Annotated in this window: 13 protein-coding genes; all 13 read right to left on the bottom strand. The window is 48.1% G+C overall.

Annotation, left to right across the window (positions count from 1 at the left end; all coding sequences use genetic code 11):
- Positions 1-45 precede the first annotated feature (45 nt).
- The 13 genes from FPE01S_RS25090 to FPE01S_RS18600 all read right to left on the bottom strand — a co-directional run bounded on the left by FPE01S_RS25090 (position 46) and on the right by FPE01S_RS18600 (position 13777).
- On the bottom strand, positions 46-1449 hold the full coding sequence (locus tag FPE01S_RS25090; RefSeq protein ID WP_052955999.1) for a glycine-rich domain-containing protein: 1404 nt from the start codon (positions 1447-1449) through the stop codon (positions 46-48).
- Positions 1450-1845: 396 nt separating this feature from the next.
- Positions 1846-2424: a GDP-mannose pyrophosphatase NudK gene (nudK, locus tag FPE01S_RS18655; protein WP_046370514.1), complete on the bottom strand. Its 579-nt coding sequence runs from the start codon at positions 2422-2424 to the stop codon at positions 1846-1848.
- Between the two features lie 411 nt (positions 2425-2835).
- Positions 2836-5037, bottom strand: coding sequence for a hypothetical protein (locus tag FPE01S_RS18650; RefSeq protein ID WP_046370513.1), 2202 nt, complete (start codon positions 5035-5037; stop codon positions 2836-2838).
- A 199-nt stretch (positions 5038-5236) separates the two neighbouring features.
- Entirely contained in the window at positions 5237-5887 is a 651-nt protein-coding gene (ybiA, locus tag FPE01S_RS18645) for a riboflavin biosynthesis intermediates N-glycosidase (protein ID WP_072054017.1), read from the bottom strand.
- Positions 5888-5905: 18 nt separating this feature from the next.
- On the bottom strand, positions 5906-6397 hold the full coding sequence (locus tag FPE01S_RS18640) for a YcxB family protein (protein WP_046370512.1): 492 nt from the start codon (positions 6395-6397) through the stop codon (positions 5906-5908).
- A 27-nt stretch (positions 6398-6424) separates the two neighbouring features.
- Positions 6425-7120, bottom strand: a complete 696-nt coding sequence (locus FPE01S_RS18635) for a DUF4349 domain-containing protein (protein WP_245624023.1) — start codon at positions 7118-7120, stop codon at positions 6425-6427.
- Positions 7121-7292: 172 nt separating this feature from the next.
- Positions 7293-8045 carry a DUF4184 family protein gene (locus FPE01S_RS18630; RefSeq protein ID WP_046370510.1) on the bottom strand — a complete coding sequence of 251 codons (753 nt, stop codon included), beginning with the start codon at positions 8043-8045 and terminating at the stop codon, positions 7293-7295.
- A 2-nt stretch (positions 8046-8047) separates the two neighbouring features.
- Positions 8048-8584 (bottom strand): M23 family metallopeptidase, encoded by a 537-nt coding sequence (locus FPE01S_RS18625; protein ID WP_046370509.1) that lies wholly within the window; start codon positions 8582-8584, stop codon positions 8048-8050.
- Positions 8585-8592: 8 nt separating this feature from the next.
- Complete coding sequence (locus FPE01S_RS18620; protein ID WP_046370508.1) at positions 8593-9375, bottom strand: fatty acid desaturase family protein; 783 nt, start codon at positions 9373-9375, stop codon at positions 8593-8595.
- 276 nt (positions 9376-9651) lie between these two features.
- A complete protein-coding gene (locus FPE01S_RS18615; RefSeq protein WP_046370507.1) occupies positions 9652-10437 on the bottom strand; it encodes a LytR/AlgR family response regulator transcription factor in 786 nt (261 codons plus the stop codon).
- Positions 10438-10595: 158 nt separating this feature from the next.
- Entirely contained in the window at positions 10596-11642 is a 1047-nt protein-coding gene (locus tag FPE01S_RS18610; RefSeq protein WP_083990323.1) for a sensor histidine kinase, read from the bottom strand.
- Between the two features lie 172 nt (positions 11643-11814).
- Positions 11815-12732: a DUF1338 domain-containing protein gene (locus tag FPE01S_RS18605; RefSeq protein WP_046370505.1), complete on the bottom strand. Its 918-nt coding sequence runs from the start codon at positions 12730-12732 to the stop codon at positions 11815-11817.
- Entirely contained in the window at positions 12713-13777 is a 1065-nt protein-coding gene (locus FPE01S_RS18600) for a saccharopine dehydrogenase family protein (RefSeq protein WP_046370733.1), read from the bottom strand. The genes FPE01S_RS18605 and FPE01S_RS18600 overlap by 20 nt, the downstream gene beginning before the upstream one ends.
- Positions 13778-13934 lie beyond the last annotated feature (157 nt).

Raw genomic sequence — 13934 nt, 5'->3', positions numbered from 1 at the left:
TAAATGCAGCTGCAATATTACAGCTTTATCGGCAACTTTTGGCAATTAATCGCCTCCACCGCCGCAACCGCCGCAGGAGCTGCCACAGGAACTGCCGCCGCCATCTCCGCCACCACCATCGGAGCTGCCACAGGAAGTACCACAACTGGACGTACTGCCACTGTACCTGTCAGTACGTTCCACCAGCCCGACCATGCGGGGCATAAGCACCGCAGTACCGAGCATCAGGTACTGCCATTGCCAATCGTTGTGAGCGAAAGATCCCATCCGGTACAATTTTGAATAATGCGCGGGAATGGTTTGTGCGAAGAATTGCCGGAGCAGCCACCAGAGGAAGAAGCCGATGGCCGGCACCATCAGGAAGGCAACGGCAGCTATTTTGGTAACGGGCCGGTCGTTTAACATGCCGTTGAACAACCTTGAGGTGGCAATCAGCCATATTGCTGTCAGGATTACAAAATTCCATTTGAACAGGTTGCCGTAACGATGGGATTTCTTCACATGAAAGATCAGTGCGTCCATGCTGTTGGCGGTGTTGGCAAAGACCGGTTTGGCAGAAAGTTCTTTCATAACTGCCGGATACCAGCTGCGCTTGAGATTGCCGATCACCTGCAACACCTGCTGTTCCTCGTTATCATTTCCACGGCCACCGAGATCCAGTTCCAGCGTATGGTCGGGGTTCACGCGGATCGCTTCCCGGTGAAGCAACTCGTTGACCACGCCGCTGACTACGCGCGAAATTTTCCTGGTCTTCAGGAACACCAGCTCCAGGGGTTCGAGGTCAAAAACATATGCATCCCGCTCAATTCCGTTCAGGATGTTTTGCAGCGCCACGCGGTTCACGATGGCCAGCGTTAAAAATGCGGTAAGGGTGATACCAACCAGTCCCTCCAGGAAACCCGGGTTGTTGAGGTGAATCAATACGGGTGCCAGCAGGTAAGTCATCGGGATAGTAAGGAACAATACCACAGGAATGCCGATATTCAGAAACTGGTACACCGAAAATTTTGCTGTGGGAAGGCGGAGGCTATCGGTAATGGTTGTGTATTCCCAAATTGCTTTGGGCTGATCACCGAAAACCTGCTGATAAAGTTTTGTCGTCCTTTCTTTGGCGATTTTGAAAGTGTTGGCTTCAGCATGGTTGTGGGTAGAAGGCACGTGGGCGATCTGCCTGCCGAGCAAGGAGCAGAAGTCGTTGTACGATTGGGTAAAGAGCAGGTGCTGGTGCCAGACCACATCTACAATGGGCGACGGTGACACCATCTGGCTTGCCGTAGCGGCGAGGTACATGAATTTTTTGTATTCAAGAATAGCCTGCCGGGTGAAGTTTTTGGGCCATTGGTTTTCATGGGCCAGCCGGATGGAAAAGCTGTATTCGGAAAAGCTATCGTCACCGGGCGGACTATCCAGGTCAAACTGCAGGATCGCGGACCAGAGTTCCTGTTGCATATCAGCGGTGTTTCAATTTGATCAAAATTCCTTGCTGTTGAATTATGTGCAGGTTAATGTGAACCGTATATACTAGAGTGTCATCACTTCGGAGCATCAATTCAAAATAGGGTTCGCCCAGGCTGTTCAGTTGTTTTTGAACGCTGCTCATCCTTGCAGTATCTGGCCTATTGGGACTTATAAGGACTGTGCTGTTGCCTCTCGTCTGAATAAGGTATTTGCTTTCGAGCCTGAATTGCGTAACCCATGCGATACTATCCTGTAATGTTATCGAAATGGAATTATTTCGGTAAACGCCGTCAGGGATGTGTGACTGGGTAAACCCCTGTATTCCTGCGGTGGCCAGAAGGTAAACCGTCAATATTAATTTCTTGTCCCAAATCTTGTATGAAAGCTTCATAGTATGCCTTTCAGCCGGAGGTGTTGCAACAGCATGATGGTTTTGCCATCTTTAATCTCACCTGATCCAACCATGTGGAGCGCTTTGTCGATGTCCAGTTCCAGTACTTCAATATTTTCCTCTTCGTGTTCAACGCCTCCGCCCTCGTTTACTTTCATGGACGCCGCATATTCGGCAATGAAGAAGTAAAGGATTTCCGTTACAGAACCGGGCGACATATACGCCTCAAACACTTTGCGCACATCATGAATCTTATAACCGGTTTCCTCTTCTGTTTCCCTGCGGATGCAATCTTCCGGATTGTCTTTGTCCAGCAATCCCGCGCAGGCTTCGATCAGCATGCCATCGGCGTTGCCGTTTATAAAGGTTGGCAGGCGGAATTGCCTGGTCAGGATCACTGTGCGGGAACTACGGTTATATAACAGGATCGTTGCCCCGTTCCCCCGGTCATAGGCCTCACGGCTCTGCGTCTGAGAAGTGCCGTCTTTTTTGGAATAGGAATAGGTGATTTTGCGGAGGGTGTACCAGTTGTCGGAAAGAATTTCCGTTTTCAGGATCTCAACTTTTGCAATCATGCGTTAAATGTAGTGACTTATTTAAGGGCTTTCGTAAAGGTGCAATTGAATTTTGCTCCAGCCAATCGGAAATAAACATCGGTTTCATAGGAGAAGTATTATTTTTTTAATGTCATCATCCGGTCGAGCTCTTTCAGGGGCTCATCGTCAAGCCGTGCCTCAAACAATGGCAGCAAGCAACTGCTGCTGTATTGGAAAGTTCTCCGGTTTTCTGCTGGAAACACCAGTAGGCAAAGTCGTAAATCTTTAGCAGTCTGACATGGTCGGCATGCAGGTGGGCTTCCCTGACTTCATGAAGCAGATTAAAGAAAACGATGTATATAGTGGTGTGTTTGTCTGCAAACGTTTTGGCCAGGTCAGGGCAACATTCGATAGCCCGTCGTCTCCAGGTGCTCATAAGGGTAGATAGGATTAACGGCGTCTTCCGCCACCGCCGCGGCCACCTCCGCCCATACTGCTCCGCTGGCGGGAGTAGTTGTTGGTGCGCATATTGCCGCGGTCACGGGACTGGCTTTCGCGGTTCATGTTATTGCGGGTGGCATTATTGTTTGCAGAATTCCAACTGTTGTTGCGATTATCCCGCTCATTCCAGTTGCCTTTATTGTCCCGCTGGTATACATTACCATCGCGGTCTGCATACACATTATTGTTTTCCCTGCTTTGCCGCATTTGTCCGCCCTGATTGGGTAACTGGTTGTTGACACCTGGCTGGCGGCCCTGGCTGGGAAGTTGATTATTGACACCCGGGTTGCGATTGCCGCGGTTATTGCCCAGCGACTGGCCTGGCTTTTTGTCCATCGTGCTGACCCCGGACTGGTTATTGTAAATATTATTCCGGTTGCCGCCACGGTGATCTACCCGGTTGCCGCTTCCATTGCCAACATTGATCTCACCGATATTGATATCGCCGGTGTTTATCCGGTTGCCACCGCCATAATAACCGCCACCGTAATATGGCGGTCTGAAGGGCGGGTAATACATCGGGGGGCCATACCAACCACCATAGCCGCCAAAACTGAATCCAAAATGCATGAAGCCCATACTGAACCCGAAATTCATGCTCCAGCCAGTCCACGGGTTATAACTGAATCCAAAACCCCAGGTCACCGGAGGCGGATAATAGACTGATCCAAACCATGGCGCATAATGATAACCGGTACCGTACACCACGGTCGGACCATATACATAACACCCCATATAACCCGGTGTATAGCCCACGTAGACGTACTCGGGGGTACTTTCATACACATAAACGTATTTGGTATTATAGGCCTCGTTACTTGGCGGGATCTTGCTCACATCTTCAGGTCGTTCATCAGAAACTTTCCAGGGTCCTTTTGCCTTATCAGAGGTGAACCATACACCTTTCTCAACAGCATAGAATTTACCCAGTTCGTCTTTGATCACCGTAACGTTGGAGTTTTCGGCAAGTTCGAGCGAGGTGCCTTCAATCTTTTTGAATTTCGGATTGCCATCATATTCCACTTTGATGGTGGCATCTTTCCTGTTGACTTTTGCAGTCTGTGGGATCTGGGCATCTATCCGGGCTTCTTCCGCAGCCGGTGTTCCCGCGATATTTGCCAGCACTTCATCCTTTTCAGAACCCTCAGGTATTTTGGCGAAATCAGACGGGAGTTTGTCAGATGCAATATACTCCCAGGGTCCCTGCAGGGATGCAGCGCTATACCAGCGACCAGCGAGGACTGTATAGGTTTTCTGTGTATTGATGTCTTTAAAGATCTGGTTCGTGGTATTGGACGCATACAGCAGCGAAGTTCCCTGGATCGACTTATAATCAGCCGCCCCCTTTGTCTGTAATAATTCAGATGGCTCGGTGGTAACGAGAATATCTGTCACAGTTGGTTTCTCTTCTGATTTTTTGCCGTCGTTGTTCTTGGCCTCTTCTTTTTTGATCTGTTCGTCAACAGATTTCACCTTTTTCGACAACGTCTTATTGGGTACCCAGCCTTCCGTTACCGATGCTGATTTATACCAGAGGCCACCGGCGTAAAGATTCCAGACATTACCTTCTTTGAAAATTAAAAATGGTGTGTTGACTACCCGCTCTGCATCAAGATCTTTCTCCTTCTGGATTTTGGGATCGCCGTCGAGCAGGATCAGTGTTGTAGGTTTGTCGCGATAGTAGATTTTGGGCGGATTGTTATTGAAAGTCTCGGTAGTTCCTGAATTTTCCACCTTGATGGTGGCTACCAAAGCATCGAGCGAAATACTAAGATTCCAGCGGGGCACTTCTGTTTCGATGATCTTTGTAAGGGTATCCAGCTTGCCTTTATCTTCCACTCCCGGGAACTTTACATTGGTGATCTTTACAGACCGGCAAAGTGCTGTGCGGCTGTCTTTATCCGTATCAACGGTAGCGTCATAAAAAATAGCGCCAAAAACCGGTTCGGCTTTCGCGCTTTTACGCACAGACAGTGCTGACCTTCCGGTAATGATATTGCCGCTGAAATTTTCAGGCTGGGGTTGGTAGATGGTAATGATTTGCCCGGCTGCAGTAATGATTTCTTTAGGGAAGGCAGTATTTGCGTCCTGAGCATGGCTGAACAGGAAAAACAGCAGTCCGGCGATCAGGCTTAAAGTGTTTCGGCGCATGGTTCAGTCATTTCCATGGGTAAATTACTTATATATGGCCAGTAAGGCCTTCAAGACAATTGGGAAGCATGCGTTTAACCGTAAAATAAACCCGCTGCCGGGAGAATTTCCGGCTTCCGGGACATCAGCATCAACCGCTTAGTTTTTCTTAACAGGGGTAGAAAATTCAAATAGCGGCTCTTTCTCGTTGATCAATTTATCAAGGTAGCACCAAAGTTTGTACCACCGGGTGGAGATATTGGAAAGCAATAAAAAAGGTGAATAGTTGCTGTTTCGGAACATATGGCTGGCTATTTTGGATAAAAGCTTTCAGGTAATCCCTCACCTCCATTAACGCAAAGCCAGGCAGGTTTTCACCGCGCCACTGGCTCGGGTCATAGATTTTCCTGCTGTTTTCGGAAAGTCCTATACCCCAGATGGCATCTACCGGGCTGGCTTCACCGATAACCTTATTTCCAGTGCTGAGCAGGAAGGCTGCCATTTCCGCATGCTGTCTGAATTTGTGGAGATTGCCTGCCTTTACCAGGGCAAACTTTTTTTCATTCCACACGGCATCGTCGTAATGCTGAACGGTACGGCCCAACGCTTTTGCTTCTGCTGGCGTTTCGCATTGTATAATTTTGTCAAAAGCGGCCTGATCATTAAACAGCAGCGCCTTCTGTGCCATCATCCAGTGTTCAGCGGTTTTATAGATAATACCGTCTACCATGAATGGGCTTTCAAACCATTGGCTGAAGCAGGCTTTCCCTGCTTTTTCATTGGCTTTGGCAGTATGCCCCCAGAAGAAGAAAAAGGACACAGCTTCCCCATTCGCTCTCGCATTGATCAACCAGTTCTTATCATAATGCATTGTTTTCTCCTTTGGCTTCTATTGCGGTTTTTTCACCCTGTTCCGGATGATGAATGTCCTGAACTCCTCCAACTGCCCGGTGTTATCAAAACTCCTTTTCGGAATGAGCACGATCCTGTTGTCTGTCACTTCCACATACAATGCGTGCGGAGTTTCATCCCAGCCATTGATGGTGCTTGCCATCAATGCATTTTCCTGATCCGGGTTGCTATACCAGATTTTCCCGTCTGCACATTCAATGAACAGGCTATAGGCTTGGCCATCTGCCGCCACATCGCCGGCCGCCTGCCATTTCCGGAAAAGAACAATACCATACATACCTGAGTAAAGTATGGCAATGCCAAACAGCCAAAAGGCATTCAGGTGAATACCAAATAAATACACGAAATAGGTCATGGCTATAAAACCCAGCGCGGCATAGAGTAGCTGTTGTGGAAGTTCTTTTTTGACTAGCAGCCGATGGCTATATTTCACCCGGTCCTGCGGGGTTATTTCTACTGTAAGTCTCACTCAGATAGTTTAATGTTAAACAAAGGATCATTCTTTTACACTGTTGATCAACACTGTGATCAGCTTCAGTCGGTCAGCGATCATCAAAATTACCAGGATCGCCACACTCGTCAACAGAATTCCTGTAACCAACAAGGCAAAATACCTGATCGTCCATTCCAACGCTACTTTTACCCGACTTATAAATCCGATCTTACTTGCCGGAGCACCTTCATAGAGTGATATTCTGACCGTACAGAACTCATTTTCCGCATTGAAATTACCCAGCTCCACACCCAACTCCTGCAGTCGTTCTTCAGTTTCGAGTATTTTGTCATTCAGGGTCACAAAATCTTCGATCCCGCCTCCTTTTGACTTTAGCTCATTAAGCGCCTGAAGCGATTTTTCAATCGAAGTCTTTTTGGCATTTAGTTGCCGGTATTCGTTGGTTTTGTCCACCTTGGTAACTTCTTTTGAGGTTACCGTACCAATCCGCTGAATATCGAGGTAAAAGCTGTCAAATTTTTCAGGATTGACACCAATCAGAAAATGAATCTGCCTGTTGCCGGTCTGCCCCACATTCTGTTCATATTGAATGACGGCATTATAGTTTTTGGTTTTGCTTTTGATGATCGTTTCATCCTTTTCAAAAGCTGAAGTTTTTGTCCTGACGGACGCAGTCTTTTCAAATTTCTGGCTGGTAGAAAAATCCGCCGTCGCAGATGGATTGAAACCGTTCTTCACGCTTTCAGAGGCATAATTTTTCCGCAGGTTGGTGATATTGCTGAAAAAATCATCGTTCGCATCAAAGTTGAATGTGTTGTTTGAACGATATATGTATCCATAAAGCAACCGAAACAGAAACAGTAAAATAAAGAGGAAAACAAACCATCGGCCTGTTTTTCTGAACCGTTGTCTAAGCCCTGGTATCATGACTGTATTTATTCTTTGTTTTCAGTAAAATCGGCGTCAGGATCAGCGAAAAGATCATGGCAGACATGATGGCTACCAATAGGTGGCTATCGGCCTCAACATCGCCATCAACCAGAATTTTTGCCCCCAGGATCAGCCCGCTGATCAGTAAATACCAGTACCAGAATGCTGAACCGGTAATGGCTGGTTTCGCCAGCGTGGACGGGCGCAATTGCCAGAAGGCCACGAGCAGAACCAGCCCACCCACCATGCTGCTGACATGTTGCAATAGTTTAAACACAGGCACTGAGTATCCGTTGATGGCTATTTCCTGTTGTAAAGCCGAAATCCTGTCCACAAAATAGCCATGCACATGCGTAAAACTATCCCAGAAGAGATGGCTGCCGGCACCTATCCATACTGACAACAATACTATGGGGGCAGCAGACCTGAAGTATTTCATCCAATCAAATTGTTGAAAGATCATCGACCTGCGCTGTATGGCAACAGGCAGATTTTCAAGAAGCGTATCGCGTATTATCTGGTGGAAAATTATGGTCAACAACACCCCGACAGGCAGATTAAACCAGAACAGTCCTGGCAAGGTATGGCTGAAGGTGCTCAGCACACGCATGCGCAGGAAATACTCCATATCCGGCGCGATAGTTCCGGCTACCAGGCCTGTTAAGGAGTACCATCGTTTGGGTAATGCGGTGAACGGAAGGATGATGGCCGGGTGAGAAAACGTGAAGGGCATGTTCAGGCATGCGGTTGTTGCACCGCTGTGTTCAGATAAGGAATAGGATTCAGGTAAAACATTTTTTTCCATCCCTGTTTGGAAAGGTCAATTTTCCAGAACAGGGGTACGATCGATTTTATCGTGTAATGCAAATGTGCCGGTTTCCCTTTAGCATTTCCGGAATCGCCAACTGTTCCAATCTTGCTGCCACGTTGAACCCAACAGAAGCCCGACGTATAGGTGCCATCCAGGTGGGCATAGTAGTGAAATTTCCAGTGTGGCCCGAGAACCAGTACCACATTGCCCCCTAACCGAATATTTCCGGTATACAACACGAGTCCGGAAGTGGCCGCATTCACGCGGGTACCCTTTTTGGCAAAAATGTCAACCCCCTTGTGTGTTCCCGATTCTCCCCATGGATAGTACCAGAAGGATTGCTGATCATAACTTTTTAAGCCGGCATGCTCTACCGGCATGTCGAACCGCTCCGGCAACAGGTAGCCAAGCAACAATACTATGCCGATCGCGAAGAACAACCACCTGGCAATCTTTTTCATGCAAGTCCTTAGAAAGTAGTTTTCTTGTTTATTTCCGGCAACGCTGCGTCGATCCTTCTGGCAAGTTCAGGTAACTTAATAGTGGGCACGGCAGGAAAAAGATGATGTTCCAGGTGATAGAACATGCTAAATGTGACTTTGTTTTTCCAGCCGGTACGCTGTGTTCTTGCTATTTCGGGCCTGTCGTGGGTATCATGATGCACGGTCCATACCGCAAAGAAAGCCATCAGGAATTCCCCAATAATCATCACAATAATGTGATAGATCAGGAAATGAATGTTGAAATAAATCACAGCGGCTGCAAACAGTGCAATTGAAACCAGTTCTGCCAGCACATTGCGCCGATATTTGCTGTTGCCCAGCTGAAAGGTGATCTTGTGGATCAGAAACATGTGTATGGGTCCATACAGGATTGCGCCGTACCAGGTCATCCCGGCAGATTTCCCTTCATAGTCTTCTTCCGACAAGCAGAATTTGTGGTGACGAATGTGATTGAATTTAACAGCATGAATGGACACCATCATCAAAATGCTGTTGAGGTAAAGGGACAGCCAGGTCAGGAACCGGTTTGTGCCGAGCGATTGATGAAATCCATTATGCACCTGCCGCAATCCCGTAAGGAAGAAAAAGGCAGAAAACGGCAATGCCAGTAAGTAATAGCCAAAATAGGCAAGGGTGAGGGAAGTCAGTAACCAGGGGATGGTCAGGTTGTTTTCGATCAGCATTTCCCTGATGGTCAGTTTTTTCAGATCCTTCCACGCTACCCTTTTCAATAATTCCTGATGTGTCATTTTGAATGCTTCGCCGCCTAACTCACAGACGGCAGGCCGGACAAGACATCCGGTAACGGTTAGGAATAAGGTTTTTGCGAATCCGAAGTAATGATAGACAAAGTCCCGAATTCCGCAAAACCTGAAATCTTAAATTCCGCTAAAAAAAAGTGCAACAGCGTCACTGTTGCACTTTTGCCAATATGTTTGCCCTCGCGGGATTCTCAACTTCCAAACCCCAAACTCCCAAACCTCCCACCTACGCTAAAGCTTCGGTGGGCGAAGCCTAAACTTCTCCTACTTCCCCATCCACTTTTTAAAGTCAGTCACTTTTTCCCTGCTGACAATGGCTTCCTTATCTACCATTGGCTTCAGGTTCAACAACAGCCTGTTGCCAAAATAGTCGTGGATCTGTTCAACACTTTCAATGGAAACATAAAAGGACCGGCTGATCCTGAAAAAGCGGTCAGGATCCAGCATTTCTTCGAGTTCATCCATGGTGTAGTCTACAATAAACTTCCTGTTGTCACTGGTCTTGAAGAAATTGACCCTGCCATCACTGTAGAAATAAGCGATTTCTTCCACTTCCACACTCACCAGTTTTTGTCCCTGTTTAACCAGGAACCGCTTGCGGAAATCTTTGGGTTGAAGCCGTTGCTGAAGCTCTTTTACCAGGCTGTCGACATTCAGCTGGCCATGACCATTTCCTTCGGCTGTACCAAGCAGTTGTTTCATTCTTTTGAACTTATCCAGTGCTGCTTCCAGGTCTTCTTTCTGGACTGGTTTCAGCAGGTAATCGACGCTGTTTACCTTGAAGGCTTTGAGCGCATATTCGTCGTAGGAAGTGGTGAAGATGACCGTGCTGTTTACTTCTACTTTATCGAAGATCTCAAAGCTCTGGCCATCGGCCAGCTCAATATCCATCAGGATAAGGTCGGGAGCCTGGTTCTCTTCGAGCCATTTTACAGAAGACCGGATGCTGTCGGTAATGCCCACCACTTCGGCGCCGGCATCAACCGAATGAAGGGTTTTCTGCAACTTTCTTACGGCAAGGTCTTCGTCTTCGATAATCAGGACTTTCATATTTCTGGTTATACGTTGGTGTACGATACAAAGATATTTCGACTTTCGGCCCTTAATACTCCTTCTCCAATGAATTGCAGTATTTCCTGCATGAATTGCCGGGAATGCTATTTCCCTGCTCTTCAAAGGTTTTTGCCTGCCCGGATCAGCTACGGTGGTTAAGGCTGAATCAGGGGAATTACTACGGCAAATTCCTTCCCGTCATCCCGGATCATGATCTCCTCTCCTTTCATCAACCGGTATTTATTGCGGATATTGTTTAGTCCCACCCTGGTAGAATAGACCATCCGGTCCTTTCGCTGCAGGTTATTGCTGACAATGAGCCGGTTGCTGTTGGTGGTGATCAGCTCGATTTTAAGCGGGCTGTCCCGGAGGATCATATTGTGTTTTACGGCATTTTCCACCAGCATCTGCAGGGTGAGCGGCGGCAGCAGGTAAACCATCAGCCTGTCCTCTATCCTGACTTCCATTTCAAGGCCATCGCCATAGCGTGTTTTCAGCAGGTGGAAATAACTTTGTATGAACTGGAGTTCAGTGTCCAGCGTAGTCAGGCCGTCTTCATTGGTCCGCAGCATATAACGGTACACCTTGCTCATTTCATCCAGGAACTTTTCCGCTTTGGCCGGGTCTTCGCTGATCAGGGAACTCAGAGAATTCAGTGAATTAAAGAGAAAATGTGGATTTACCTGTCCTTTCAGGCCTTCCAGCTGGCTTTGGAGGTTTTCTTTTTTCAGCTGTTCCGCTTCGTCCACGAGGGAGCGCCATTTTTCGTAAAAGGCGGCGCCTTCATTGAAACTCGTAGCCAGCAGATTGGCAGTTATCCCGACCAGCAATGCCCAGGAATAATGTTCCATATTGATGCTGTAGCCCAGGAAGCTGACATAGTCATAACCCCAGAAAAGCAGGCTGATGCCGGCTACCATCACGGTGATATACAGGAGCAGGCCGATACAGATCCGTTTGAACGTCTGGCTATAGAGCGGATATTTATGGATCAGCATGGCCGCGATCATGCCGCAGGAGATATAAACCAGGAAGATTGTGGCCAGCGAGATGAGGGTGGCGAGCAGGAATCCGCCGAGACTTTCCGTGTATCGTTTTCCAAAAAGCAAAAAATTGACCACTACCGCTATGGGCGGTAACAGCAGGAAACCGATGATCGCTTCCTTTTTGGAATACTTCATTAGTGCCATTCTCTCCATCATGTGTGCCAGCCTTTGTATTTAATATAGTAATTTTCTTTACGGAGACGACACAGGCCACGACGAAGCAGCCGAAAGCCGGATGAATTGTTGAAAATACTGTATGAATTGTAATCAGCGGCAATAAAATGGGGAACGGTTTCCCGTTCCCCTTGCTGTCAGATAGCCGGGTTCATTACCCCTGCCTTTGAGTTTGTGTGTTATAGGTGCTTTCGAAAATCTTATCAGCATTACCGGCTTCAAAGCCTTCCCGCCGGTGTTCCCGTTTTATTGCTGTTTTGGATAAATCAGAAAATTGGTCCAATACCTTTCTTTCTGCAAATTCTACATATGACCCTGCGATCGGCAGCGTTTCTCCGCCGGCGAAAGTGGCGGTCACCATTCCTGCAACTGTAGAAGACTGTGATAGTTTTCCATCGGGACTGGTTTTGATTTTTCCACCGGCATCATTTAACCGGAATCCTTTCCTTTCGAGGAATGCGTTGAAACCAGCGATGGTATCATAACCTTCCGGAAGGTTGTGAACACTTACGGTAAAATGATTAAGGTAATACCGGTTGTAGATGACCCAGGCGGCATACTCCGATTCAGCGGAAAGTGACTGGTAGTCTGCCAGGGTTGGGGTTTGCCAGAGGGCGCTATGCAGGAACTGATCCACCGCCTCCGGCTGATCCAGGTCGAGTGCATCAACGGGATCCGATTTTACCGTGTCGGTGTAATTGCGGATGGTAACCTGGGCAGCGGGTGAAAGGTCCGGTACTCGAAGCTCGGAAATAAAGATCCGCGGAAATTCCGGGGCCGGAGGCGAATACCAATAGGCATTCAGCTTCTTTTCCGGGAAGAAATACGGATCGCGGCGGCTATAGCCAAAATGCTGGAAGATCTTTTCCAGCGATGCAATTCCCAGGTGGGGAACGCCCATCGTACGAAAGGCGATGTGATCATTCTCGATATCACCGGGACGGGAAATTATGTCTTCCCCGATCATCGCGTTGATGACTGCCATCACATCAGGTACCCTTTCCTGGTACCGGCGCATCAATCCATCAAGCACATATTCCAGGCCTTTTCTGTTATACGTGGTGGTTGGCATAGAGACCTCCGTTTTTCGTTTTCATAAAAGCTTCGAAGGAAATCTCCTCCTGTTTGATGAATCCTTTGGAAGGCAGCGTGCCGTTGGCAACCATTTCCACAACAGCCGCAACGGATGCAGCGGTTGTCCAGCTGATGGCGCGCCACTCCTTGCCGTTGATGTCGATAGGATGATATGCCTGGTAAAATTCTTCGCGTGAAAGCTGGTCATTTTTCCATCCTTCCACAACTGCATATACATATACAACATCTTCCCTGACGGGAGGTTTGGCCTCGGTAAGAATCTGTTCCACCAGTTCCCTCTTTTCCTTGAGGATCAGTTCGTAAAGCAGGAAGCGCATCAGCCGGGCATGTCCGGGATACCGCATGGTCTTGTAATTAAGCGTATCCACTTTTCCTGCCAGTGTTTCGCACATGGTGCCGAGGCCACCGCTGGTGCTGAATGCTTCAAATTCCTGGCCTTCGATATTGATCATTTCGATGCCTTCCAGGGAGGGCACCATTTTCCTTTCGCCGTTATGAATCACCTCAGCGTCATTGATGTATTCATTGATCACGCCGGCAGGTGACCAGGTGAAGGAATAGCCCATGAGGCCATTGGGAAAACGTGGCAGCGCGCCAACACGGAGCTCTACATCACGCAGTTTCGTAAACCTGTTGTAGAGGTCAGCACCAACGATCCCGATGAATCCCGGTGCGAGTCCGCACTGGGGAGCCATCACACCTTTGGAGGTTTCCGCCATTTTACGGATAGCGGTAGTGGTGGGGACGTCTTCCGTGAGGTCGAAATAGTGAATACCCACTTCATGGGCAATTCTGGCAACCGGGAGGTTCAGGTTATAGGGAAGGCAGGATACTACCGCATCCTGGGCAGAAAGCAATTCGCGGAGGGCGGATTCATCCTGAACAGAACCGGTTTTCACGGTGAAGGGAAGTTTATCAGCAGGTTGCTGACGATCGAATCCGGTTACGGTAAACAAGTCGCTGAGCAGCGTTCCCACGAGGGAGCCAACTTTACCCAGCCCGATAACAGCTACATTTTTCATTCCGAAAAAAATATTATAAGATGAGTCATGTTCCGGCGGCATGCCGAAAGCACGGAAAACAATAAACAAGGCGGTATTGCCCGAAGTATCCGGGGTGAAAAATGGTCAGGGAACGTTGGCACAGGCTGACCGCAGATAGGCCAGATAAGCTCCGAAT

Origin of the sequence: Flavihumibacter petaseus NBRC 106054 (genome assembly GCF_000974785.1) — a bacterium.
In the GTDB taxonomy this organism is placed as follows: Bacteria; Bacteroidota; Bacteroidia; order Chitinophagales; family Chitinophagaceae; genus Flavihumibacter; species Flavihumibacter petaseus.
This window is presented reverse-complemented; position numbering and strand designations above follow the sequence as displayed.

Bases quoted from the DNA above. Each gene is read 5' to 3' on its own strand.
- FPE01S_RS18630 (WP_046370510.1), bottom strand. From the start codon at position 8,045: ATGCCCTTCACGTTTTCTCACCCGGCCATCATCCTTCCGTTCACCGCA.
- FPE01S_RS18650 (WP_046370513.1), bottom strand. From the start codon at position 5,037: ATGCGCCGAAACACTTTAAGCCTGATCGCCGGACTGCTGTTTTTCCTG.
- FPE01S_RS18615 (WP_046370507.1), bottom strand. From the start codon at position 10,437: ATGAAAGTCCTGATTATCGAAGACGAAGACCTTGCCGTAAGAAAGTTG.
- FPE01S_RS18605 (WP_046370505.1), bottom strand. From the start codon at position 12,732: ATGCCAACCACCACGTATAACAGAAAAGGCCTGGAATATGTGCTTGAT.
- nudK (WP_046370514.1), bottom strand. From the start codon at position 2,424: ATGATTGCAAAAGTTGAGATCCTGAAAACGGAAATTCTTTCCGACAAC.
- ybiA (WP_072054017.1), bottom strand. From the start codon at position 5,887: ATGCATTATGATAAGAACTGGTTGATCAATGCGAGAGCGAATGGGGAA.
- FPE01S_RS25090 (WP_052955999.1), bottom strand. From the start codon at position 1,449: ATGCAACAGGAACTCTGGTCCGCGATCCTGCAGTTTGACCTGGATAGT.
- FPE01S_RS18620 (WP_046370508.1), bottom strand. From the start codon at position 9,375: ATGACACATCAGGAATTATTGAAAAGGGTAGCGTGGAAGGATCTGAAA.
- FPE01S_RS18610 (WP_083990323.1), bottom strand. From the start codon at position 11,642: ATGATGGAGAGAATGGCACTAATGAAGTATTCCAAAAAGGAAGCGATC.
- FPE01S_RS18625 (WP_046370509.1), bottom strand. From the start codon at position 8,584: ATGAAAAAGATTGCCAGGTGGTTGTTCTTCGCGATCGGCATAGTATTG.
- FPE01S_RS18600 (WP_046370733.1), bottom strand. From the start codon at position 13,777: ATGAAAAATGTAGCTGTTATCGGGCTGGGTAAAGTTGGCTCCCTCGTG.